The 23,518-nt window shown below is 74.5% G+C and carries 22 protein-coding genes; 10 read left to right on the forward strand and 12 right to left on the reverse strand.

Annotated elements, in window-relative coordinates; all coding sequences use genetic code 11:
• Positions 1–9: 9 nt before the first annotated feature.
• Both ACFVS0_RS19490 and ACFVS0_RS19495 read right to left on the reverse strand, forming a co-directional pair.
• Positions 10–660, reverse strand: coding sequence for an NUDIX domain-containing protein (locus ACFVS0_RS19490; protein WP_430585285.1), 651 nt, complete (start codon positions 658–660; stop codon positions 10–12).
• Positions 657–1,034, reverse strand: a complete 378-nt coding sequence (locus ACFVS0_RS19495) for a DUF4406 domain-containing protein (RefSeq protein ID WP_430563221.1) — start codon at positions 1,032–1,034, stop codon at positions 657–659. The genes ACFVS0_RS19490 and ACFVS0_RS19495 overlap by 4 nt, the downstream gene beginning before the upstream one ends.
• 51 nt (positions 1,035–1,085) lie before the next feature.
• On the opposite strand from ACFVS0_RS19495, the gene ACFVS0_RS19500 reads away from it, so the two are divergent.
• On the forward strand, positions 1,086–1,844 hold the full coding sequence (locus tag ACFVS0_RS19500) for a DeoR/GlpR family DNA-binding transcription regulator (RefSeq protein WP_430563222.1): 759 nt from the start codon (positions 1,086–1,088) through the stop codon (positions 1,842–1,844).
• Entirely contained in the window at positions 1,841–2,743 is a 903-nt protein-coding gene (locus ACFVS0_RS19505; RefSeq protein ID WP_430588889.1) for a PhzF family phenazine biosynthesis protein, read from the forward strand. The genes ACFVS0_RS19500 and ACFVS0_RS19505 overlap by 4 nt, the downstream gene beginning before the upstream one ends.
• A 30-nt stretch (positions 2,744–2,773) precedes the next feature.
• On the opposite strand, the gene ACFVS0_RS19510 is transcribed toward ACFVS0_RS19505, so the two are convergent.
• The gene (locus ACFVS0_RS19510) at positions 2,774–3,226 is read right to left on the reverse strand and encodes a tRNA (cytidine(34)-2'-O)-methyltransferase (protein ID WP_430550774.1); all 453 of its coding nucleotides are present in this window, start codon (positions 3,224–3,226) and stop codon (positions 2,774–2,776) included.
• 153 nt (positions 3,227–3,379) lie between these two features.
• On the opposite strand from ACFVS0_RS19510, the gene ACFVS0_RS19515 reads away from it, so the two are divergent.
• Together ACFVS0_RS19515 and ACFVS0_RS19520 are read left to right on the forward strand one after the other, a co-directional pair.
• A complete protein-coding gene (locus ACFVS0_RS19515) occupies positions 3,380–4,507 on the forward strand; it encodes an alcohol dehydrogenase family protein (protein WP_430588890.1) in 1,128 nt (375 codons plus the stop codon).
• A complete protein-coding gene (locus tag ACFVS0_RS19520) occupies positions 4,494–5,540 on the forward strand; it encodes a proline racemase family protein (protein ID WP_430588891.1) in 1,047 nt (348 codons plus the stop codon). Before ACFVS0_RS19515 ends, ACFVS0_RS19520 begins: the two co-directional genes overlap by 14 nt.
• Positions 5,541–5,546: 6 nt before the next feature.
• On the opposite strand, the gene ACFVS0_RS19525 is transcribed toward ACFVS0_RS19520, so the two are convergent.
• A complete protein-coding gene (locus tag ACFVS0_RS19525; protein ID WP_430588892.1) occupies positions 5,547–6,743 on the reverse strand; it encodes a hypothetical protein in 1,197 nt (398 codons plus the stop codon).
• 234 nt (positions 6,744–6,977) lie between these two features.
• Between ACFVS0_RS19525 and trpS the strand changes: the two genes are divergently transcribed.
• Positions 6,978–8,081 carry a tryptophan--tRNA ligase gene (trpS, locus tag ACFVS0_RS19530; RefSeq protein ID WP_430550643.1) on the forward strand — a complete coding sequence of 368 codons (1,104 nt, stop codon included), beginning with the start codon at positions 6,978–6,980 and terminating at the stop codon, positions 8,079–8,081.
• Positions 8,082–8,151: 70 nt separating this feature from the next.
• Here the strand turns inward: trpS and ACFVS0_RS19535 are convergent, their stop codons facing one another.
• The gene (locus ACFVS0_RS19535) at positions 8,152–10,089 is read right to left on the reverse strand and encodes a phosphoenolpyruvate carboxykinase (GTP) (RefSeq protein ID WP_430588893.1); all 1,938 of its coding nucleotides are present in this window, start codon (positions 10,087–10,089) and stop codon (positions 8,152–8,154) included.
• Between the two features lie 129 nt (positions 10,090–10,218).
• On the opposite strand from ACFVS0_RS19535, the gene ACFVS0_RS19540 reads away from it, so the two are divergent.
• Entirely contained in the window at positions 10,219–11,703 is a 1,485-nt protein-coding gene (locus tag ACFVS0_RS19540; protein ID WP_430563229.1) for a helix-turn-helix domain-containing protein, read from the forward strand.
• 42 nt (positions 11,704–11,745) lie between these two features.
• Here the strand turns inward: ACFVS0_RS19540 and ACFVS0_RS19545 are convergent, their stop codons facing one another.
• From ACFVS0_RS19545 to ACFVS0_RS19570, 6 genes are all read right to left on the reverse strand, one after another.
• Positions 11,746–12,363, reverse strand: a complete 618-nt coding sequence (locus tag ACFVS0_RS19545; protein WP_430563230.1) for a response regulator — start codon at positions 12,361–12,363, stop codon at positions 11,746–11,748.
• On the reverse strand, positions 12,360–14,144 hold the full coding sequence (locus ACFVS0_RS19550; protein WP_430588894.1) for an ATP-binding protein: 1,785 nt from the start codon (positions 14,142–14,144) through the stop codon (positions 12,360–12,362). Before ACFVS0_RS19550 ends, ACFVS0_RS19545 begins: the two co-directional genes overlap by 4 nt.
• A 4-nt stretch (positions 14,145–14,148) precedes the next feature.
• Positions 14,149–14,829, reverse strand: a complete 681-nt coding sequence (locus ACFVS0_RS19555) for a hypothetical protein (RefSeq protein ID WP_430588895.1) — start codon at positions 14,827–14,829, stop codon at positions 14,149–14,151.
• A 137-nt stretch (positions 14,830–14,966) separates the two neighbouring features.
• On the reverse strand, positions 14,967–16,259 hold the full coding sequence (locus ACFVS0_RS19560) for a hemolysin family protein (RefSeq protein ID WP_430588896.1): 1,293 nt from the start codon (positions 16,257–16,259) through the stop codon (positions 14,967–14,969).
• Positions 16,260–16,368: 109 nt separating this feature from the next.
• On the reverse strand, positions 16,369–17,160 hold the full coding sequence (locus ACFVS0_RS19565; protein WP_430550637.1) for an ABC transporter ATP-binding protein: 792 nt from the start codon (positions 17,158–17,160) through the stop codon (positions 16,369–16,371).
• Positions 17,161–17,301: 141 nt separating this feature from the next.
• Positions 17,302–19,170 carry an FAD-dependent oxidoreductase gene (locus ACFVS0_RS19570; protein ID WP_430588897.1) on the reverse strand — a complete coding sequence of 623 codons (1,869 nt, stop codon included), beginning with the start codon at positions 19,168–19,170 and terminating at the stop codon, positions 17,302–17,304.
• A 116-nt stretch (positions 19,171–19,286) separates the two neighbouring features.
• Between ACFVS0_RS19570 and ACFVS0_RS19575 the strand changes: the two genes are divergently transcribed.
• Entirely contained in the window at positions 19,287–19,667 is a 381-nt protein-coding gene (locus tag ACFVS0_RS19575) for a YybH family protein (RefSeq protein ID WP_430588898.1), read from the forward strand.
• A gap of 28 nt (positions 19,668–19,695) precedes the next feature.
• Here the strand turns inward: ACFVS0_RS19575 and ACFVS0_RS19580 are convergent, their stop codons facing one another.
• A complete protein-coding gene (locus ACFVS0_RS19580; protein WP_430588903.1) occupies positions 19,696–21,030 on the reverse strand; it encodes an alpha/beta fold hydrolase in 1,335 nt (444 codons plus the stop codon).
• A gap of 62 nt (positions 21,031–21,092) precedes the next feature.
• On the opposite strand from ACFVS0_RS19580, the gene ACFVS0_RS19585 reads away from it, so the two are divergent.
• The 3 genes from ACFVS0_RS19585 to ACFVS0_RS19595 are packed head-to-tail and all read left to right on the forward strand — an operon-like array spanning position 21,093 to position 23,342.
• Positions 21,093–21,815, forward strand: coding sequence for a hypothetical protein (locus ACFVS0_RS19585; RefSeq protein ID WP_430588899.1), 723 nt, complete (start codon positions 21,093–21,095; stop codon positions 21,813–21,815).
• Positions 21,799–22,431 carry a TetR/AcrR family transcriptional regulator gene (locus ACFVS0_RS19590; protein WP_430588900.1) on the forward strand — a complete coding sequence of 211 codons (633 nt, stop codon included), beginning with the start codon at positions 21,799–21,801 and terminating at the stop codon, positions 22,429–22,431. The genes ACFVS0_RS19585 and ACFVS0_RS19590 overlap by 17 nt, the downstream gene beginning before the upstream one ends.
• A gap of 50 nt (positions 22,432–22,481) precedes the next feature.
• A complete protein-coding gene (locus ACFVS0_RS19595) occupies positions 22,482–23,342 on the forward strand; it encodes an EamA family transporter (RefSeq protein WP_430588901.1) in 861 nt (286 codons plus the stop codon).
• The last annotated feature ends 176 nt before the right edge of the window (positions 23,343–23,518 follow it).

A 23,518-nucleotide genomic window follows, 5' to 3' on the forward strand; every position in this document is an offset into this window, starting at 1 on the left:
ATCTTGTCGTCAGCCCCGCAGTGCCCACCACTGGAGCAGCATGATGGTCTTGCCGTCGACGATGCGGCCGTCGCGGACCATGGCCAGGGCGTCGTCGCGGCGGAGCTCGACGGCTTCGATGTCCTCGCCCTCGTGGGCGACCCCGCCGCCCGGGCCGACGCGGTCGTGCGGCGTGTACGGCGCCGCGTAGAAGTGGACCTTCTCGGTGACCGAGCCGGGGCTCATGTACGCGGTGAAGACGTGCTCGACCGGCCCGACGGCGACACCGAGCTCCTCGGCGACCTCGCGCCGGATCGCGGTCTCGGGGTCGTCGTCGTCGAGCAGGCCCGCGGCCGTCTCGATCAGCATCCCGTCGGGGTGGTCGTTGACGTAGGCCGGGAATCGGAACTGACGCGTGAGCAGCACGGTGGACCGCGCGTCGTCGTACAGCAGGATCGTGGCGCCGTCCCCGCGGTCGTAGGTCTCGCGCTGCAGGGTGTGCCAGCTCCCGTCGCGCCTGCGGTGGTCGAAGGTCGTGCGGCGCAGCACGTGCCAGCCGTCGGAGGTGACCTCGACCTCGCGGACGACGACGTCCGGGTTGCGGTCCAGCGCCCGCCCCACCCGGTCGAGCCCCGTCCGGCCACGGTGGTCGGGGACGTCGACCCCGGGCCGCCCGGTCACCGGTCGGCGTCCGCGAGACGCGGCACGTCGGCGACGTCGTAGTAGACCGGGAGACCCCGGCTCTCGGCGATCGCGACGTCCTGGTCGGCCCCGGTCGACTCGCCGGGCAGCCGCAGCACGGCGTCGCAGTGCTGGAGCAGCCGCTGCGCCGTCGGGTAGAGCACGTCGTCCGCGAGCTCGTCGTCCAGCGTGGCGCCGGCCGAGCGCAGCACCGGCAGCGCCACCCACTCGCCGATCATGGGGACGTGTCCCGCGGCGAAGACGGGCCAGGCCGCCTCCTCGAGCCGGCGGAGGTTGGCCTCCATCGCGGCGGGGTCGCCGTCGGTGCCGGAGCGATAGGGGCCGGCGATCAGGATGAGCAGTGGTCGGGTCATCCCCGTAGACTAGACACAAACATGCAGAACTACGAAGAAACGAGAACGACGATGCTCGCTGCCGAGAGGCGTGACCACCTCCTCGAGACCCTTCGCCGCGACGGCAAGGTCGTGGCGAAGACGGCCGCGGCCGAGCTCGGCCTCTCGGAGGACAGCATCCGCCGGGACCTGCGCGAGCTGGCGGCCGAGGGGCTGTGCCAGCGGGTCTACGGCGGGGCGCTGCCGGTGTCCCCGGCGGTCGCCGACTACGCCGGCCGGCAGCGGGTCGAGGTGACGGGCAAACAGCGTGTCGCCGCGGCGGCGGTGCGGCTGATCGACCCGGGCAGCACGGTCATCCTCGACGGCGGGACGACGGCCCTCGCGGTCGCCCGGGCGCTGCCGCCCGGCCTGCGCTGCACCGTCGTCACGCACAGCCCGACGGTCGCGGCGGCGCTGGTCGAGCACCCGGTCGCCGAGGTGTTCGTGCTGGGTGGCCGGCTCTTCAAGCACTCCGCGGTGGCGAGCGGCGCGGCTACGGTCGAGGCCGCGCAGCGGGTCTCGGCGGACCTCTTCCTCCTCGGCGTCACCGGCATCCACCCCGACGCCGGACTGACCACCGGCGACCCGGACGAGGCCGCCATGAAGCGGGCGCTGGCCGGGCGTGCCGCCGAGACGTACGTGCTGGGCTCGTCCGAGAAGATCGGGGCCGCGTCGCCGTACGAGGTGATCGGGTTCGACGCCGTCGCGGGCCTCGTCACGGACGCCGCCCCGGGCTCCGAGGTCATGGGTCGGCTCGGCGAGCTCGTCCGTGTCGTGGGGGCCGGCGCATGACTCGGGCGGGCGAGAACGTGCACGATCGTGCGCCGCTGTCGTACCGGCACGTCGACGTCTTCGCCGCGCGGGCGTACACGGGAAACCCGCTGGCCGTCTTCCCGCACGCCCCGGGGCTCACCGCCACGCAGATGCTCGCGATCACCCAGGAGCTGCGCCACTTCGAGGCGATCTTCCTGCGGACGGACGACGGCGAGGAGGCCGTCGCCGCCCGGGTCTTCGACCTCTTCGGGGAGCTCGAGTTCGCCGGGCACCCGCTGCTGGGCGCGGCCGCCGTGCTGCACGAGCGCGACGGCTCCGCCGGTCCGCGGCGCTGGTCCCTCCGGCTGCCCACCAGGACGGTCGAGGTCTCCACCCGTCGCACCGCCACCGGGTTCCACGCGGAGCTCGACCAGGGGGCGCCCGAGTTCCTGAGGACCGTGCCCGACGAGGACCGGGCGGAGGTCGCGGCCGCTCTGAACCTGCCCGTGCGCGCGCTCGCCGACCTCCCGTTGCAGGTCGTCTCCACCGGCCTGCGCTACCTCGTGGTGCCGGTCGTGGCGGGGCTGGCCGAGGCGAGGATCGTCCGCCCCGACTTCGCCGAGCTGGTCGCGCGGTACGGCGCGCAGTACGCGTACGTGCTCGACGTCGACGCGCTCGAGGGCCGGCACTGGAACAACGACGGGGTGCTGGAGGACGTCGCGACGGGCAGCGCCGCGGGCTGCGTCGGCGCCTACCTGGCCCGCCACGGCGTCGTGCCCGTCGGGGAGGAGCTCGTCCTGCGGCAGGGCCGCTTCACCGGACGCCCGAGCCTGCTGTCGGTGCTCCCGCAGGGGAGCCCCGACGCGCTGCGCGACGTCCGCGTCGGCGGCTCCGTGAGCATGGTGGCCCGGGGGACCCTGGACGCGCTGCCGGGGTGAGGGGCGGCCCGTGCCGCGGCCGTCCCGGGATCAGACGGCGCCGGGGAAGCCCGCCTGCCGCCACGCCTCGTACACGACGATCGACGCGGCGTTCGTGAGGTTGAGCGACCGCCGTCCGGGCAGCATGGGGATCTTCACGCGGTCCGTGACGCGCGGGTGGTCCATCGCCTCGTCGGGCAGGCCGGTCGGCTCGGGCCCGAAGAGCAGGACGTCGCCGGGCCGGAACACGACGTCGGTGTAGGTGGTGTCGGCGTGCGCGGTGAACGCGAAGACGCGCGCCCCGGGCAGGGCGTCGAGCGCGGCGTCGAAAGTGGGGTGCACGTCCATGACGGCGAGGTCGTGGTAGTCCAGCCCGGCGCGCTTGAGCTTCGCCTCGGAGAGGTCGAAGCCCAGCGGTTCCACGAGGTGCAGGCGCGCGCCGGTCACGGCGGCGAGGCGGATGGCGGAGCCCGTGTTCCCCGGGATCCGCGGCTCGTAGTACACGACGTGGGCGAACGGGGACGGCTCGGGGGAGACCGGTGGCGTGGGCGGGAGCTGGTCGGGCACGGGCCCGATTCTCCCACCGGTCTCCCGGGGGCCGGGCGACGTGCGGCCGTCCCGATGACGCGACGGGCCTCCCGCCCCTAGGCTCACATGATGGGAGCGACACTGACGGCGGAGATCCCGGCGGTGATGGCAGCGGTCCAGCTCGTCGGCCACGGTGGCCTCGACCGGCTGGTGTACCGCGACGACGTGCCCACGCCCGTGCCCGCGGCGGGCGAGGTCCTGATCGACGTGCATGCCTGCGGCATGAACAACACGGACGTGTGGGTCCGCGAGGGCGCGTACGGCACGGAGACGGACCCGGGCTCCGTCTCGACGTGGAGACGCGGCAGATCCACCCTCACCTTTCCGCGGATCCAGGGCGCGGACACCGTCGGCGTGATCGCCGCCGTCGGCGACGGCGTGCCCGCCGACCGGGTCGGTGAGCGCGTGATGGTGGACTTCTCGCTCTACCACCGGCCCGAGGGCGACGACAGCCTCGCGGACATCGACTACATCGGGCACGGACGCGACGGCGGGTACGCCGAGTACATGACCGCCCCCGCGGAGAACGCGTACGAGATCACGGCAGACCTCGCGGACGCGGAGCTCGCGACGTTCTGCTGCGCCTACCTCACCGCGGAGCAGATGCTCGACCGGGCCCGGCTCGGCGCGGGGGAGCGGGTGCTCGTCACCGGGGCGTCCGGCGGGGTGGGCTCGGCGATCGTCCAGCTGGCGCGCGTGCGCGGCGCCGTCCCCTACGCCGTGACGAGCGCGGGCAAGGAGGCCGCGCTGCGGGAGATCGGCGCGCAGGACGTCGTCCTGCGCGACGTGCCCGACCTCGTGGCGGAGGTGGAGCGCGTCGTGGACGGCCCGGTCGACGTCGTGGCCGACCTGGTGGCCGGGCCGATGTTCAACGACCTGCTGCGCATCCTGCGGCCCGAGGGCCGGTACACGACGGCGGGGGCCATCGGCGGGCCGGTCGTGCAGCTCGACCTGCGCACCATGTACCTCAAGCAGCTCGAGCTGCACGGCTCGTCGCAGGGCACGCGCACCGCGTTCCGGCGCCTGGTGCGCTACATCTCCGACGGCGAGGTCCGGCCCCTCCTGGACCGCACGTTCCGGCTCTCCGCCCTGCACGACGCGCAGCGCGCGTTCCTGGCGAAGTCCTACGTCGGCAAGCTCGTCGTCGTGCCGGACCGGCACTGGGATGCCGTGGGGGCACCGTATGCGCAGCCGTGAGCGCACCATCGAGCTGATCGACGCGCAGTCGGGCGGCGACGTCAGCCGGGTCGTCATGTCCGGCGTCGAGCCGCTGCCCGGGCGGACGGTCCTGGAGAAGGCGCGCTACCTGGAGCGGCAGGGCGACGGGCTGCGTCGCCTGCTGCTCTCGGAGCCGTACGGCGACCCCGCGATGTCGGTGGACCTCGTCGTGGAGCCCGGCGACCCGAGGGCTCAGGCCGGCTACGTGATCATGGAGGCGATGGGGTACCCGCTGTACTCCGGCTCCAACACGATCTGCACGGCCACCGCGCTGCTGCAGAGCGGGGCCATCCCGCTGCGCGACGGCGACGGGCTGCAGGACGTGACGCTGGAGTCCCCGGCGGGCCTGGCCCGGGTCAGCGCCCGGGTGGTCGACGGGCGGGTCGTGTCCATCACCACCGAGGGCGAACCCGCGTACGTGGCCGACGAGGCGCTGAGCGTCGAGGTGCCGAACCACGGCGACGTGCTCTTCGACCTCGTCTGGAGCGGGGCGTACTACGCGCTGATCGACGCGTCCCGCTACGGGTTCGACATCGGACCGACGGAGCAGGTCGCGCTGACCGCGTTCGGGGACGCCTTCGTCCGCGCGGCGCGGCCCGGCCTGCGCCGGGAGCACCCCGACCTGGGCGACGTCGGACCGCTGCCGTTCGCGCACTTCATGGGTCCCCTGCGCCGGGCGGGCGACGGCCGCTGGGAGTCGCCGTCGGCCACCTACGTGCACCCCGGCGTGCTCTGCCGCAGCCCCACCGGCACCGGCACCTCGGCGCGGCTCGCCCTCATGGCGTCGCGCGGGGAGATCCGCGAGGGCGAGTCGCTGGAGACGGTCTCGCCGCGCGGCAGCCGGTTCGTCGGCACGGTGCTGGAGCGCACGCGCGTGGGCGACTACCCGGCGCTGCGCTCCGCCGTCACGGGCGCGGCGCGGGTGATGGCGCGCTCGCAGATCACGGTGGACCTCGACGACCCGCTGGTCGACGCCTCCGACCTGGAGCCGCTGCTCACGCCGCCCGCCTGAGCGGGCTCAGGCGTCGCCCGCCGCCGCCGCCACCTCGGAGCCGGGGGCCCCGCCGTTCGTGCCGACCACGGTGCCGTCGGTGGCGAAGACCACCGAGCCGTCGTAGTAGTCGTCGGAGACCGAGACGCGGACCCGCGGGTCGCTGGGCTTCTCGTCGGCCCAGACCTCGCGCGAGACCCACAGCATCGGGTCGTCGGTGTCGTCGATCCCCGTGAGGCGCTCGGCCTCGTCGAACAGCGGCGGCAGGTCCTCCCAGCCGATCTCCGAGGCGTCGAACAGCTCCCGGGGCACGTCCTCGGGCTCCGGCTGGATGAGGGACGCGCCCTCGTGGGTGGCCTCGCCGTCGCGGTAGTGCCACTCGTCGGTCGTGGTGGCGCCCGGCGACGTGGGGGCCGTGACCTGCACCCACTGGTCGAACACGTAGACCTCCGTGACCTCGTCGCCCGACAGCGCGAGGACGGCGTCGATCGCGGGCCGCAGGTTCCCCGGCGTGAACATCGACGTCTCGGCGGCCGCGGCGGCGTCGTGCTCGGCGCGGACGGTGTCGATCGACCGCGTCTCCACCAGGCGGCGGGCGTCGTCCCACACGGGGTAGAGCGCCGCGGCGAAGCCGACGACGGCCAGCACGGGGAAGACGACGAACGGGATGTGCCGGATACCGCCGGCCGAGCGGCCCTTCTGCGGCAGCGCCCAGACGTCGGCGTCGCGCAGCTCGCGGACCTGGCGGTCGGACCCGGCGCGTCGCACCCAGTCGGGGTCGGGGGCGTCGTCGAGCACGACCTCGGGGCGCTCCGGGTGGAGCTGCGTCACCACGAGCACCGCCCCCGGCTGCATCGACGGCAGCTGGGCGAGGTTCACCACCTGCCGGACGCTGGTGCGGTACGGCCCGTGCCCCTGGCGGGGGACGACCAGCAGCCCGATCTCGCACACCGGCTGGTCGTCGACCGCCGACCCGGTGGCCCTGATGCCCGTCACGCGGGCGAGCGTCGTGCGGCCCGCGGCCTTCGCCTCGGCCACCTTCTTCGGGTCCTTGAGCCCCGTCCCGCTCGTGACGCTGCCGATGATGGTCAGCGGCAGGCAGAGGCTCGCCACCACGATCGCGACGATGCGCAGGGTGACGTACAGGGGATCGCCCGTGAGGGCGTCGCCGAGGATCGACGCCGCGAGCACGCCGAGGGACAGAGCGAACAGGCAGCGGATCACGACCGTATTCTGCCTGGCCGTCCGGGGTCCTCGGCCAGGGCCGTCGCCGGCGTCGTGCCTCGTCCGACCGGGCGTATCCTGGCGCCATGACGACGCGCGCGTGCTGGTGGTGGCTGCCTCCGCAGCCCTGACCCGACGCGCCCACGTCCCCGTCCCGAGCTGCCCGTCGCAGCCGGGACGCCTCTGTGTCCGGACCGGACCGACGGGCGGCGATCCCCCAGAGGAGCCGACCCGATGACCGCACCGTCCGTCCTGACCACGCCCACACCCACCCCCACCGCCGCCGTCGCGCAGGCCCGGTCCGCCGAGATCGAGGCCGAGCTGGCGCGCGACCCCGGCCGCTTCCGCGTCCTCACCGGCGACCGGCCGACCGGCGCCCTGCACCTGGGCCACCTGCTCGCCACGCTCGACAACCGGGTGCGTCTGCAGGACGCCGGCGTCGAGGTCGTGCTCGTCGTCGCCGACTACCAGGTCATCACCGACCGCGACGACGCGGGCGACCTGCCCGCCGTCGTGCGCGAGGTGGTGCTCGACTACCTCGCCGCCGGCGTGGACCCGGCGCGCTCCACGGTGTTCACGCACTCGGCCGTGCCGGCGCTGAACCAGCTGCTGCTGCCGTTCCTGTCCCTGGTGAGCGTGGCGGAGCTGGAGCGCAACCCCACCGTGAAGGCGGAGGCCGCGGACGCCGAGAGGCGCCAGGGCCGAGGCATGTCCGGCCTGCTCTTCACGTACCCGGTGCACCAGGCGGCGGACATCCTGTTCTGCCACGGCAACCTCGTGCCCGTGGGGCTGGACCAGCTGCCGCACCTCGAGACGACGCGGACCGTGGCGCGCCGCTTCAACCAGCGCTACGCCGGCGCCCGCCCGTACTTCCCGGAGCCGGACGCCCTGCTCACGCCGTCGTTGACGGTGCTCGGGAACGACGGCGCCAAGATGAGCAAGTCGCGCGGCAACGCGCTGGAGCTGCGGGCCGGCGAGGACGAGACGGTGCGCTTCTTCCGGCGCGCCCGCACCGACTCCGAGCGGCACATCTCCTACGACCCGGAGGCGCGGCCCGAGGTGGCGAACCTGCTGCGCATCGGCGCGCACTTCGCGGGCACGACGCCGCAGGACCTGGCCGCGTCGGTCGGGGACGCCGGGGCGGGGCGGCTCAAGGCGGTCGTCACCGACGCCGTCGTCGAGGGCCTGCGCCCGCTGCGCGAGCGGCGTGCCGCGCTCGCGGCCGACGGTCCCGCCGTCGTGCGCGACGTCCTCGCTCGCGGCAACGCGCGGGCGAACGAGGTCGCCGAGCGCACCCTCGCCGACGTCCGCGACCTCATGGGCACGGTCTACGCCTGACCGCGGGCACCGCTCCGAGCGAGAGGGGTCGGGCCCGCCGGTGCCTCTCCGGCGGGCCCGGGTCTGTGGGTCAGGCGCCGAGCCGGTCGCGCAGCAGCGAGAGCTGCGCCCAGAGCTGGTCGGGCACCCGGTCGCCGAAGGTCTCGAAGAACTCCCCGGTGAGGGCCGTCTCCGCGAGCCACGCCTCGACGGGGACGTCGAACAGGGCCGCGACGTCGGCGTCGGACAGGTCGAGGCCGTCCGTGCGCAGCGCGCCCTCCGCGGGCAGCAGGCCGACGGGGGAGTGCACGGCGCCGGCGTCGGTGCGCAGGCCGCGCGCCCGGTCGAGCTGGGTGACGATCCACTCGACCACGCGCGAGTTCTCGCCGAACCCGGGCCACAGGAAGCTGCCGTCCCCGCCCTTGCGGAACCAGTTCACCTGGAACACCTTGGGCCGCTTGCCGGCCTCGAGGCCCTTGCCCACCGCGAGCCAGTGCGACCAGTGGTCGGCCATGTTGTAGCCGCAGAACGGCATCATCGCGAACGGGTCGCGACGGAGCTCGCCGACCGTGCCCTCGGCCGCGGCGGTGCGCTCGGAGCTGATCGTGGCGCCCATGAAGACGCCGTGGTCCCAGCTCGTCGCCTGGGTCACGAGCGGCACGTTGGTGGCGCGGCGGCCGCCGAAGACGATCGCGTCGACGGGCACGCCTGCCGGGTCCTCCCAGGTGTCCGCGATCGACGGGCACTGCGCCGCCGACACCGTGAACCGGGAGTTCGGGTGCGCGGCCGGGGTGTCGGAACCGGGCGTCCAGTCGTTCCCCTGCCAGTCGATCAGGTGCGCGGGCGGCTCGGGCGTGAGCCCCTCCCACCACACGTCGCCGTCGTCGGTCAGGGCCACGTTGGTGAAGATCGTGTCGTGCGTGAAGGTCTCGACGGCGGTCGGGTTGGTCTCGACGCCCGTGCCCGGCGCGACGCCGAAGAAGCCCGCCTCGGGGTTGATGGCCCGCAGGCGGCCGTCGGGGCCGGGGCGCATCCACACGATGTCGTCGCCGATCGTCTCGACCGTCCAGCCGGGGATGGTGGGTCGCAGCATCGCGAGGTTCGTCTTGCCGCACGCGCTCGGGAACGCGGCGGCCAGGTGGTACCGCCGCTGCTCCGGCGACGTCACGCGGATGAGCAGCATGTGCTCGGCGAGCCAGCCCTCGTCGCGCGCCATCGCCGACGCGATGCGCAGCGCGAAGCACTTCTTGCCCAGCAGGGCGTTGCCGCCGTAGCCGGAGCCGTACGACCAGATCTCGCGCGTCTCGGGGTAGTGGACGATGTACTTCGTGTCGTTGCAGGGCCACGGCACGTCGGCCTCGCCGTCCGCCAGCGGGGCGCCCACCGAGTGCACGGCGGGCACCCACTGCTGCCCGCCGTCGACGAGGTCCAGGACCTGCGGCGAGACGCGGGTCATGACGTGCATCGACACGACGACGTACGGCGAGTCGGTGATCTCGATGCCCACCTGCGAGATCGGCCCGCCGACGGGGCCCATGGAGAACGGCACCACGTACATGGTGCGGCCGCGCATCGACCCGGCGAAGACCCCGTCCGGCCCCGTCAGCTCCTGGCGCATCTCCGCGGGGGCGCGCCAGTTGTTCGTCGGGCCGGCGTCCTCCTCGCGCTCCGAGCAGATGAAGGTGCGCGACTCGACGCGGGCGACGTCCGACGGGTTAGAACGGGCGTGGTAGGAGTTCGGCCGCTTCGCCTCGGCCAGCCTGATCAGCGTGCCGGCCTCGACCATCTCGTCGAGCAGGCGCTGCTTCTCGGCGGCGGACCCGTCGCACCACACGATCTCGTCGGGCTGCGTGAGCTCGGCGACCTGGCGCACCCAGGCGCGGAAGTCCTTGCCGCGCGCCCCGGACGCCCCGGACGCGGGCCCGGCGCCCACCTGGCCGCGCGGCGTCGTCGTGCTGGGGGCCAGGGCGTCCGGCGCGAGCTCGGCGATCGCGAGTCGCGTGCGGCGCGGGTTCGCGGTGAAGGTCATCGGGTGCTCCGTCCATCGAGGCCCCGGCGAGCGCTGCCGGGTGGGCTGCCTCCAGCGTCCCTCCCGGCCGTACCTACTTTCCACCGGATCGGCCGTGAAGATCTGCCGATCTTCACGTAGCGTTAAACCATGACTGCCAAGGACGCCGCCGGGGCGGACTCCCCGGACCTCATCACCCTCGGCCGGCGCATCCGGCACGCGCGTACGGCGCGCGGGCTCACTCTCGAGGCGCTGGGGGAGCGGGTGGGCTCGGCGCCGAGCCTGCTGTCCCTGGTCGAGAACGGTCGGCGCGAGCCGCGGCTGTCGCTGCTGCGCTCCATCGCGGACGCCGTCGGCGTGGCCGTGCCCGACCTGCTCGCCGACGAGCCGCCGTCGCGCCGTGCCGAGCTGGAGATCGCCCTGGAGCGCGCGCAGCGCGGCCCGCTCTTCGGGGCGCTCGGCCTGCCGTCGGTCAAGCCCAGCCAGAAGCTGCCGATGCCGGTGCTGGAGCAGCTGGTCGGCCTCCACACCGAGCTGTCGCGGCGCGAGGAGGAGGCGATCGCCACCCCGGAGGAGGCGCGGCGCGCCAACACCGAGCTGCGCCACGAACGCCAGGAGCGGGACAACTACCTGCCGCAGATCGAGGCGCTCGGCGAGGAGCTGACCCACCGCGCCGGGTACGCGGGGGCGGGCGCCCTCACGCACCGCACGGTGGCGCGCATGGCCGAGCAGCTGGGCCTCACCCTCCTGCACGTGGACGACCTCCCGCGCTCGGCGCGGTCGGTCACGGACCTCGAGAACGGCCGGATCTACCTGCCGCCGGCGTCCATCCCGGGCGGGCACGGGCTGCGGTCGCTCGCCCTCCAGGCGATCGCTCACCGCGTGCTGGGGCACGAGCGGCCCCGGAGCTACGCCGAGTTCCTGCGCCAGCGGGTGGAGATCACGTACTTCGCGGCGAGCTGCCTCATCCCCCAATCGGTGGCCGTGGAGTTCCTGCAGCGCCGCAAGCGCGAGAAGGACCTGGCGGTCGAGGACTTCCGCGACGCGTTCGGCGTCACGCACGAGGCCGCCGCCATGCGCCTGACCAACCTCGCCACCGTGCACCTCGGCATCCCGCTGCACTTCCTGCGCGTGGGCGACGACGGCGCGCTGTTCCGCGGGTACGCGAACGACGGGCTGCCGCTGCCCCAGGACGTGACGGGAGCCATCGAGGGGCAGCTCGTGTGCCGCTGGTGGGCGGGGCGCGAGGCGTTCACGCGCCGCGACCGCGCCACCGAGTCCTACCAGTACACCGACACCCCGGCGGGCACGTTCTGGGACTCGGTCCAGACCGGGACCGGGGCCGACGGGCGGCAGTTCTCCGTCACCGTGGGCGTGCCGTACGCGCACGCGAAGTGGTTCCGCGGCCGCGACACCCAGGTGCGGCACGCCTCCACCTGCCCCGACCCGGCGTGCTGCCAGCGGCCGCCGGCCGAGCTCGCGGAGCGGTGGGACGGCGTCGCCTGGCCCAGCGCGCGGATGCACCAGCAGGTGCTCGCGGCCCTGCCGCGCGGCGCGTTCCCCGGCGTCGACGACACCGACGTCTTCGCCTTTCTGCAGCGCCACGCGCCGCGCGACGCGGCGGCCCAGGCGTGACGGGTCGGTCGTCGTGACGCCCGGACAGGCGGACCGGACGGGTCACCCGTACTGGTCTCGGGCGATCCTCGCGGCCTCTGCGCGGTTCGCCACCCCCAGCTTCGCGAGGAGTACCGAGACGTTGTTGCTGACGGTCTTGCCGGACAGGGAGAGGCGCTCGGCGATCTGCCGGTTCGACAGGCCACGTGCCACGAGATCGAGAACGTCGAGCTCTCGCGGGGTCAAGCCGTACGGGTCGTCCTTCGCCGGCGGGCGGAGAAGTCCCACGGCCGGAACGACGCTCGACCCGAGGACCACCGCACCGAGCACCGCGGCGCGGACGGCGGCCACCAGCTGCGCGGGGCTGGCGTCCTTGACGACGTAGCCGGCCGCTCCGGCCGCGACAGCCTCGCGGACGAGTCCTTCGTCGTCGTACATGGTGACGACCACGATCCGGATCGACGGCGACGTCGCTGCGACCTGCCTCACGACGTCGAGCCCGTCGCCGTCCGGCAGGCCCAGGTCGAGGAGCGCGACGTCCGGTGCGAGAGCCGCGATGACCGAGAGCGCCTCGGCCGCCCCCGCGGCCCCGGCGACGACGTCGAACCCCTCGGACTCGAGCAACGAGACGAGCCCGTGGCGGAAGACCGGGTGATCGTCGACGACGACGACGCGTGTCATGAGGGCCCGCTCGTGTCGATGGGCAACCAGCACCGCAACACCGTCCCGCCGCCGACAGCCCGCATGATCCGGACGCTCCCGCCGAGCTCGGCCGCGCGTTCTCGCGCCGAGGTCAGGCCCACGCCGTCCCGGGCGTCCTCGGGGAAGCCGAGACCGTCGTCGGTCACCTCGATGTCGAAGCGCGAGTCCCCGTGGCGCAACCGGATGTCGCACACGGTCGCCCCGGCATGACGGCGGACGTTGGTGACCGCCTCCTGGACGATGCGGTAGGCGGCCGCCTCCACCGCTGCGGGGAGCGTCGGTCCGACGTCGGCGTCGAGCCTCACCGTCGGGTACCCGTCTGCCGCGACGAGGCGGTCACGCAGCGCCTGCACGAGACCGCGGGCGTCCAGCTCGGGCGGGCGCATGTCGTAGGCGACCTCACGGAGTCGACGTGACGCCGCGCCCAGCTCCGCCGCCAGGCGATGCGCGAGCTCGACGGTCCGAGGGTCGCCGTCGGTCGCGTACCGCTCGAGTGCCGCCGCGGACAGCCCGAGACCGCTGAACGTCGGGGCGAGGTCGTCGTGAAGGTACCCCCGCACACGCTTCCGCTCCTCTTCCCGAGCAAGGACCGTGCGTGATCGGGACCCTACGAGCGCCTCGAGCGCCCGCGCTCCGTCGAGCGCGGGCCCGGCGTACGCGCAGATCCGCTGGATCACCGCTTGGTCCGCTCGGGTCAACGTCTGCTCCCCGGGCCGTGGAGTGACGAAGACCCGGGCGAGCTGCTCGCCCCGGTACACCACGACGAACTCCGACGGCGGCGCATCGGTCGGCGCTCCCGACTCGACGCGAACGGTCCCGTCCGTGTCCATCGACACGTGCGCGGCGCCGGTCACGGACGCGATCGTGCGCACGACGGTCTCCGGGACCTCGCGGATCTCGTGGCGCGCGGCGAGCAGCTCGTCGAGGTCGTCGATCGCATCCAGCGGATCCCGTCGGCGCCCGTAGACCACGAGCTCCGCCCACCGCGACGCGATCCTCCAGCCGGGGACCGCGACGAGGACGGCTGCCAGCGCCCCGCCCCACGCGGGGGCAGGAGGCGCCGCGCCTCGGGTGAGGGCGGTCGAGACCACGACGGCGCCCGCCGCCGCCAGGCCCGTGAGGCCGACAGCGAGCACCCAGCGCAGCGCCCGATCCAGGTTCGCCGACCTCGGGGCGACCACACCGAGCGAGAACCCGAGGCCCGGGAGGACGAGGAGAGCGGTGGCGAGGGTCGACGTGTCCTCCTCCGTCGTCAGCCCACCGGCGATGGCGAGCGCCACGACGAGGAAGGCCACCACCATGGCGGAGACCGCGGTGAGCACCCAGCGGACCTGTTGTCGTGCGCGGGCGTCCGACCGGGTGCGGTAGCGGACGATCTGTCCCCAGGCGAGCAGCGGCCAGGTGAGGGCGTAGTGCCAGGGCCACCATGGCTGCTCCTCGAGGCGCATCCCGCTGAGGAGGTTCGTCGCCTGCAGGCCGATGGCGACGCCGACGACCGCTCCGAGCCAGCGTGGTGCGCAACGCCCGTCGGGGTAGGTCGCCATGAGGACGGCGTAGCAGCTCTGGACGATCGCGACGGCGAGGCCGACCGTCGCTCGCTCGCCGTCCGGATCGAGCGCCAGCGCGGCGTTCGCCAGGACGAGCAGCGCTGTCGGCACGACGACCCACCCGGCCCGGCGACGCAGCCCCGCCCAGAGGACCAGGCCGGCCGCCGGCCATGAGACCACCTGGACCGCGAGCTGCGTCGCGCTCATCGCCATGAGTTCATGATGCCGAACGAGAGGCCCGCAGCGCCCAGGTTCCGGCGGCGAGCAGGTACGGGGGGAGCAGGACGACGCCTGCCGGCACTCCCGTGAAGAGCATGCCGACGCTGACCACCGCGAAGGCCGACCCGAGCGCCAGCAGCCAGCGCGGGAGGATGCGGCGCCCTGCGATCGACACCACCGCGAGGAACCCCGCGAGCGCGATGCCCGCCAGGGTCGCGAACGCCTGGGGCACCACGAACAGCCCCTGGACGACGGCCGACTGCGCTCCTGCGCTCGCCCCCGACCCTGAGATGTAGTCGTTGACGAAGGCGCTCTGGACGACGGCCGCGAGGCCGCTCCCCAACAGCCCCACGCCGACCATGGCCACGAACGGCGGCAGCGCCACGGCGCTCGCGGAACCCCGACGCAGCAGGTGGGCGGCGAGGCCCGACAGGGCGACGACGGTGAGCACGGTGACCGCCGTGAAGACGATCGCCCGCACCGCGGCGAGCGGGAGCTCCTCCGCCATCTGTGCCGGGGTCGGGTACTCGGGCAGGGGTTGGGCGTTCAGGAGGTGCAGCACCTGGTTGATCCCGAACGATGACAGGTGGATGGCGGCCCCGACGACCCCGGCGACCCCCGCGGCTCGAAGGACGGCCTTCGGCGTGGCGGTCGTGCCGTCGCTGCGGACGATGGTCATGGCTCTCTCCTCTCGGCGCCCGCGCTCGGACACGCGGCTCCGACGAGTAGATCCGCCTGGTTTCCCGGTCGGCCAGGGGCGACGATTCCCGGCTGGCCCCCAAGGCCCGGCCGGGGGCGGCCCGCGTCGGTGCGGGTTCAGGCCCCGCCGTCGAGCCGTACCTCGCGGATCCGGCGGTCGTCGACGGCCGTGACGTGCAGCGCGTGGGCGCCGCCCTCGTGGTCGTCGTCGTCGAGCACCACCACGTCGCCCTCCTCGGCGAGCCGTCCGAGCCGGGCGAGGACGTAGCCCGCGACGGTCTCGTAGGGGCCGTCGGGCAGCTCGACGCCGGTGAGCCGGGCGAAGTCCTCGATCGTGAGGCCGGCGTCGTAGGTCCCCGCCACGTGCACCGCGGCGAGCGGGTCGTGCTCGTCGCGGATGTCGCCGACGAGCTCCTCGACGAGGTCCTCGAGCGTGACGATCCCGTCGGTCCCGCCGTACTCGTCGACGACGAGGGCGAGGTGCGTGCGGGTGCGCTGCATCTCGGCGAGGGTCGGCAGCAGCCGCCCGGTCGCGGGCAGGTCGAGCACCGGGCGGGCCATGTCGCGCACGGTGCGCCGGGTGCCGGACGGCGCACCCGCGCCGCGGGCGAGGTCGCGCACGTGCACGAAGCCGAGCACGTCGTCGACGTCCTCGCCGGCGACGGGGTACCGCGAGTAGGGCAGGTCGCGCGTGCGCTCCTCGGCCTCGGCGAGCGACAGGTCCGCCCGGAGGAAGACGACGTCTCCCCGCGGCCGCATCACCTCGCCCAGGGTGCGCTCCGAGGCGGCGAAGACGTCCGAGAGGATGCGCCGCTCGTCCTCGTGCAGGCCCGGGTGGGCGGCGACGAGGTCGCGGAGCTCCTGCTCGCTGATCTCCTCCGAGCGCAGGCTCGGGTCGCCGCCCAGCAGGCGGACGACGGCGTCGGTCGACCGGGACAGCAGCCAGATGACGGGCCGCATCAGCACGGCGAAGCGGTCCAGCGGCGGGCCCACGGCGAGCGCGACCTGCGCGGTGCGCTGCAGCGCGATCCGCTTGGGCACGAGCTCGCCGAGCACGAGCGACAGGTAGGCGATGACGAGGGTGAGGCCGACGAGCGCGACCGTCGCCGCGGCGCCCTCCGGGAGCCCCGCGGACACGAGCGCCGGGGCGACGTCGGGCGCCAGGGTGGACGCGCCGTACGCGGCGGAGAAGAAGCCCGCCACCGTGACGCCGATCTGCACGGCCGCCAGGAAGCGGTTCGGGTCGCGGGCGATCGCCGCCACCCGGCGGCCCCGCGGGCCGCTGCGCTCGAGCTGGTCGATCTGGGTGCCCCGCAGCGAGACCAGCGCGAACTCGGTCCCGGCGAACACACCGCCCAGGAGCACGAAGAGCAGGACGAGCGCGATGTTCCACCAGGTGTCCGCGTCCACCGGGGTCCTCTCTGTCGGTCGCCGGCCGAGGCGCCGACGGTCGCCCCGGTGTCGTCACCCGGTGAACGCGTCGCGGTGCGGCCCGGTTCCGACGGACCGGGCGGGCGGGTCAGCGGAAGCGCTGCGCCGCCAGGGGAGCCGCCTCGGCGAGGCCGCGCACGGCGGGGTGCGCGTCGTCGTCGGTGCCGCCGGCCAGGACGTCGTTCATCGGGCCGGACGCCACGAACGTGCCGTCCGCGAGCACGTGCACTGTCGGGCACAGCCGGCCGACCAGCTCGACGTCGTGCGAGACCAGCAGCACGGCGGTGCCCTCGGCGCGGGTGGCGTCGGTGAGCCGGCGCACGATCTCGCCGCGCATCGCCGGGTCGACGGCGGTGAGCGGCTCGTCGAGGAGCAGCGCCTGGGGGCGGGTGGCCAGCGCGAGCGCGAGCGCGAGGCGCTGCTTCTCCCCGCCCGAGAGGGAGTAGACGGCGCGCCTCGCGAGCTGCGGCTCGAGCGCGACGTCGTCCAGCAGGTCCGCCACGGTGCGGCCGCTGGCGCGGCCGGCCTTGCGGGCGTCGGTCAGGGCGCCGGAGACGGCGCGCTCCACGGTCCAGCGCGGGTCGACGTCGAGCCCGTTCTGCGCGACCGTGCGCACCGCCGCGCGGAACTTCTTCTTGTCCCGCCGGCCGAGCTTGGCGACCGTGCGGCCCTGGAACGTCACGTGCCCCTCGCGGATGCGCAGCTGCCCCAGCAGCGCCTGCACCAGCGTCGACTTCCCGGCGCCCGACTCGCCCACCACGCCCACCGGCTCCGCCCCGGGCAGCAGCTCCAGGTCGATCCCCTCCAGGATCGCGGGGCCGCCGTAGCCGACCACCAGGTCGGTCGCGCGCAGGATCGGGGTGGGGGAGGTCGAGCTCATGCTGGTGTCACCTTCGTGTGTGCGTGCGCCGGACGACGGGGCCGGCCCGGTTGTCCGACGAACGACGGTACCCCGCGGTTCCCGCCGCCCTCGGCGACCGAGGGCGGCGGGACTGCTCACGGCGTGGTCACGACGGCATCGTCAGACGCCGGCCAGCACCGCCTCTGCGGGCTCCTCGGGCCCCTCGGGCGCCACGGCCGGTCCCCGGCCGAGGACCGCGGACAGGGCGTGCGCGAGCCACTCCCGCGCCTCGGCCGCCGTGGCGGGCGCGCTCGCCCGGCGGGCGGCGACGTGCAGGTCCGGGCGGACCAGGAGCACCCCGGAGTCCTCGGTCTCCCGCAGGTCCGCCCACGTCCCGTAGGGGTCCTCGACGGGCCGGCCGGGTCCGACCGCGACGGTCGTGAGGTCGAGCCCGAGCTCCGTGCCGAGCTCCCGTGCGGCGTCGACCCACGCCTCGCCGCCGATCCCGGTGACGACGGCGAACCGGCCCTGCCCGACGAGGTCGAGGGTCGACGTCCGGGCGCCGTCGACGGTCACCCAGGTGTGCGGGATCCGCGCGCCCGGCCACGTGGTGGGCTGGGCGTAGAGCTCGGGGTCGAGCGCGTACTCCGGCTCCGGCGTGCCGTCCGGCAGGACCGAGCCCGAGGCGTACCGGTGGTTGTGCTCCACGCCGTGCGCGTCGAACTCGTACTGCTTGTACGCGATCGCCTCGCGCAGCGCGGCGCGCACCCGCTCGCCGTCCGCGCCCGGCGCCTTGCGGAGCTCCAGCTGGGCCTCGAGCCGCGCGGGGTCGCTCGTGTCCTCGAGCTCCAGCGCGGCCAGGATGCGGCCCGTGTCGGCGATGCTCTGGTTGGCGCGCTCGACGATCTGCTTCGCGACCGGTGCCCGCTCGGCGTCGTAGGAGTCGAGCAGCGCCGGGTCCGCCGTCCCGGCGACGACGTGGGCGAGCTTCCAGGCGAGGTTGTAGGAGTCCTGGATCGAGGTGTTGGAGCCCAGCCCGTTCGTCGGAGGGTGCCGGTGGACGGCGTCCCCCACGCAGAAGACGCGCCCCTTCGCCAGGGTCGTGGCGTAGTGGTGGTTCACGGTCCAGGGGGACGCCGACTTCACGCGCATCTCGAAGTCGTCGGTGCCCACGAGGTTCACGGCGAGCTCGCGCACGAACTCGTCGGTGAGCTCCGGCGGCCCGGCGGCGACCTCGTAGCCCCACATGACCATCCACTCGTTCCAGGGCTTGATCATGCGCAGCACGCCCAGCCCCACGCCCTCGCGCTCCGCGCCCGGCTGGAGCATCCAGTAGAGGACGGACGGCCGGTGGGCGACGAAGCGGGAGAGGTCCGCCTCGAACACGATGCTCAGGGACCCGCCGACCGCTCCGGGGCCCTCGTAGGGCAGGTCCAGGTGCTCGGCCACCCGGCTCCGGGCGCCGTCGGCGCCGACGAGGTAGCGCGAGCGCACCCGGTAGGTCGCCCCGGTGAGCCGGTCGCGGACGGTGGTGGTGACGCCGTCGGCGTCCTGTACGTGGTCGACGTACTCGGTGTCGAAGCGCACGGTCGCGCCGCGCTCCTGCGCCGCCTGCACGAGGATCGGCTCGGTGATGGTCTGCGGGGCGTCGACCATCGGGCACGGGCTCTGCAGCTCGTACCGGGCGCGGCGCGCGGTGTCGGTGCCCCAGGACGGGATGCGGCCGAGCTCCTCGCCCGCCAGGCTCGTGCAGAACGTCGTGTTGCCCATCGAGTCCCACGGCGTCGCCTCGGCCAGCAGCGCGTCCTCGAGGCCCATGTCGCGCAGCGCCTCCATCGTGCGCTGGTTGGTGATGTGCGCCCGAGGGCTGTCGGCGAGGCGGCCGTACTTGGTCACCACCATGACGCGCGTGCCGTACGTCGCCAGGAAGAGGGCCGCCGAGGCGCCCGCGGGGCCGGTCCCGACGACGAGGACGTCGGTCTCGAGCACGGGGTCCTCGAGCACCAGGTCCTCGGGCGCAGGGGGTGTGGGCACGGGGTCGTGGGTCATCGGCGATCAGCTCCTGAGGTTCGGGGTCGACGCACCGCACGGTAGCGAAAATGTCCCTCCACCTGCAGCGACGTCCCGCTCGGGTGAGCGACCCGCGCGGAGGTCATACTGCGTGGATGGTGGACCGGGAGTCGGTACGCAGGTGGGTCGCCGGGTACGAGACGGCGTGGCGCGACAGCGACGCCGACGCCGTCGCGCGGCTGTTCACGCCCGACGCGCGGTACGCGCGCTCGCCCTACGACGCCGAGGAGCCCGTGGGTCACGACGCGATCCGCGGGTTCTGGACCGTCGACGAGGACGCCGCGTTCACGATGACGGCCGAGCCGGTCGCCGTCGAGGGCGACGTCGCCGTCGTCCGGCTCGAGGTGCGCTACACCGCGCCCGACGAGCAGGAGTACCGCGACCTGTGGGTGCTGCGCTTCGCCGACGACGGACGCGTCACCGACTTCGAGGAGTGGGCGTACTGGCCGGGGAAGGCCTGGACGGCGTCGCCCTGAGCGGCGCGACGCCGTCCCGCCCGCACGGTCACGGGCGCGCGCCTCCGCGGGCGTCCGTGCGGGCGAGGAGCTTGCCGAACACGTCGCCCAGGCGCAGGCCGTCGTGCTCGAACTCGTTGGTCACCCAGGCGCGCGCGTTCCCGACGTGCGCTGCGGTCTCCAGGGAGAGGCCCGCGTCGACGAACATGTCGTCGTGGTAGACGGCGGCCTCGAGCGGCACGTCGTTGCGGGCGAGGGCGTCGAGGTCGTACAGGTCGTCCCAGCCGGTGCGCGCCGCCAGCGCCTCGGCGGCGGGCCGGAACGGGCGCAGCTCCGCGAGCTGCTCGAACATCCAGGGGTAGATCATCTCGCCGGTGAACAGCAGGGGGCGGGCGCCGGCGTCGAACGCCGCGTCGTCCTCGCGCACCCGCTGCGCCGCCCACGCCGTGGCCCCGGTGCCGGACTGCGCGTAGATCGACTCGTGCAGGACGGCGTACATCGGGTTGGTGGCGAAGCCCGTGGCGGCCTCGACCTCGGCGAGGAACGTGTCGCTCAGGTCGTCCGACCCGTGGTCGAACGCCTCGTCGACGATCCAGTGCACGCGCTCGAAGCCCGGCCCCATGCCGAACGCCATCCCGAGGGTCTGGAACCGCTCAACCGTGAGCAGGTCCCCGCCGGGCAGGCGGACGTCGCCCGCCGCGATCCGGTCCGCGATGCGTGCCACGCGATCGACGTCGTCCGGGTAGCGCTCGCGGTAGAGCGCGTTCTTGGCGACGACGCGCGGCTGGGTGCGGCGGTAGACGTCCTCGGCGCTCGCCGTGAGCCCGGCGAGGCCGCCGGTGACGTACGACGCCGCCACCCCCTCGGGGGCCCGCGACAGGTACGTGAGGGTGAGGAACCCGCCGTAGGACTGGCCGAGCGTCGACCAGCGGCGGCCGCCGTAGACGGTGGTCCGCACGTGCTCGGCGTCGGCGACGATCGAGTCGGCGCGGAAGTGGGTCAGGTGCTCGGCCTGGGCCTCGGCCGGGCCCAGCGCGGTGAGCGCACCCGCCCGGACCGCCGTCGAGCGGCCGGTGCCGCGCTGGTCGAGCAGCACCACCCGGAACCGCTTGAGGGCCTCGCCCACCCAGCCGTCGGGGCCGGTCGGGCGCGGTCCCTTGCCGCCCGGGCCGCCCTGGAGGAAGACGAGCAGCGGCAGGTCGTCGGCCTTCCGCGGCGGATCGACCAGCTCGCGGACGAAGAGGGAGATCGTGCGGCCGTCGTCGGGGTGCGCCCAGTCCAGCGGCACCGTGAGGGTGCGGTCGGTGACGTGGACGCCGGGGAGCGTGTACGCGCGCACCGAGGTGGGTGCCGAGGCGGTCGTGGTGGTCGCGGTGCCGGTGATGCTCACGGGGGCAAGGGTAGGCCGGGTTGCATTATTGGAGTGCGTGCTCCAACAATTGTGCCGTGCCGATCACCGCTCCGTCCGAGGTGCGCCAGCCCCGCTGGGTGCCGCTGCTCCTGCTGCTCGCGACCGTCGCCGTCGGCGTCGGGCTGGGCTTCGCGCTCCCGCCGCTCGCCCGGTGGCTGCACGGGGTCCTCGAGAGCACCCCGTTGCCGAGCCTCGGCCCAGTCGAGCTCCTCGCGGGCCTGCCCCTCGTCTGGTCCGTGCCCGTCCTCGGCGGGCTGGGCGTGGTGGGGGGTGTCCTCCTGGCGCTGAGCACGGTCGGGGAGGCGCTGCGGCTCACCGTCGCCGACGACCACCTGGAGCACCGCACGGACGACCGGGAGGGCTGGGTCGAGCGGGCCGACGTCGGCGACGTCTTCCGCGACGGCCGGTACCTCGTCCTGCTCGGCCCGACCGGCGCCCCCCGGGAACGTCTGGACGCGGACACGCTGCGGCCCGACGAGCTCCGGGCCGCGTTCGAGGGGCACGGATGGCCGTGGCGCGACGCCGACCCGCACGAGCGCGCGTACGAGCGGTGGATGGACGGCCGGCCCGGGTTCTCGGCCGCCGAGCACGCCCTGCTGCGCCGTCGGCTCGCCGAGCGCAAGGACGCCGCGGCGGTGGCGGAGATCGACGAGGAGCTCGCCGCCCACGGCCTCGCGGCGCGCGTCCGCGACGACCGGCTCCAGGTGCGGAGGGTCGGCGTCGTGCCCGCGAAGGACGCCCGTGGCGCGCAGGGTTGACCCGGAGCGGCACGAGGCGCGCCGCCTGCAGATCGTCCTGGCCGGGCTGACGGTGCTGGCCGAGCGCGGCTACGAGGGCGCGACGACGGCCGCGATCTGCCGCGAGGCGGGGATCGGGTCGGGGACGTTCTTCCACTACTTCGCGACCAAGACGGAGCTGGTCCTGGCGATCCTCGAGCTCGGTACGGCCGACACGGTCGAGAAGGCGGCGGCCCTCGAGGGCCGCACCGACCCGCTCGCCGTCCTCCTCGAGCTCGTGGGCTCGTGGGCCGACGACGCCGCCGACCCGCGCATCCCCGGGTTCGTCCGCGCCGTCGCGGGAGTCATGCACCTGCCCGCCGTCGCCGACGCCCTGGCGGCGGACGACCGCGCCCAGCGCGACCTGCTCCTGCCGTGGATCGAGCGCGGCCAGGCGGCGGGCGAGGTCCGCACCGACCTCCCGCCGTCCCGCATCGCGTCGTGGCTCGCCCTGCTCTCCGGCGGCTTCCTGGAGCGCGTCGCCACGGACCCCGACTTCACCGTCGACGGCGAGCGCGCCCTCCTGGTCGCCACGGCGCGGGCGTTCCTGGCCGGCCCCACGGGAGCCGCGGATGCGACCACAGGGAGACGCCGCTAGGCAGGAGGGGTGCCCGGCCACCGCCGTCGTCCCGCCCTCCGTCCGCCCCGGTGAACGTGGGCGTCCTGCTCGCGCTCGCGTCGGCGCTCCTGTACGGCGTGTCGGACGTGGTGGGCGGCGTCGTCTCGCGGCGGATGCCGTTCGTCCGGGTCGCGCTCTGGGGCCAGGGGGGAGGCCTCGTCGCGACGCTCCTCGCGGCGCCGTTCGCGGGCGGTACGGGGCCGGCGTCGGCCGACCTGCTGTGGGGCGGGCTGTCCGGCATGGGCACCGGGGTCGCGATGGTCGCGCTGTTCCGGGGGATGAGCCGGGGCGCCATGTCCCTGGTGGTGCCCGTGAGCGCCGTGGGCGGCCTCGCCCTGCCGGCCGTCGCCGCGGCGCTGGTCCTCGGGGAGCGTCCCGGGGCGTGGACGTGGGCCGGGGTGCTGCTGGCGCTGCCCGCGCTCTGGCTGGTCGCGCGGGGCGGCCCGGGCGCGCCGGCGGGGGACGCCCTGGCGGTGCGCGACGGCCTGACCGCGAGCGTCGGCATCGGCGTGCAGTACCTCGCCCTCGCCCAGGCCGGAGGAGGTTCGGGCGTCTGGCCCGTGGCCGCGGGCCGGGTGACGGCGGTCGCGTGCGTCGGTGTGCTCGCGCTCCTGGCGCTCCGGCGCCCGCCCGCAGAACCGCGCCCGGCGCCTACCCCGGCCCTGCGCCTCGCGGCGGCCTCCAGCGGCGTCCTGGCCGCCGCGGCCCTCGTCTGCTACCTGCTCGCCGCGCGGACCGAGCTCGTCGCGGTGGCGGTGACCCTGTCGGCGCTCTACCCGGTGGTCCCGGTCCTGGTGGGCCTCACCCTCCTGCACGAACGGCTCACCCGCCGCCAGGCCCTCGGCCTCGCCCTGGCCCTCGCCGCCTCGCTCCTCGTCGTCGGCCCCTGACGACCACCCGCGCACGGTCCACAGCACCAGCAGGCAGCATCCCCACGTGCAGGAGACCGAAACGACAAGCTGAGGGGACGGCATCGGTTTGTCTCGGGGTCTTCCTCCCCAAGGGGGGGGGGGCCTAGGGTTCCGTGACAGGTTCTGGGTAAAAGGGGGCATCCCCCTCGGCCCCC

Source organism: Isoptericola sp. NPDC058082, assembly GCF_042885055.1.
Taxonomy (GTDB): domain Bacteria; phylum Actinomycetota; class Actinomycetes; order Actinomycetales; family Cellulomonadaceae; genus Isoptericola.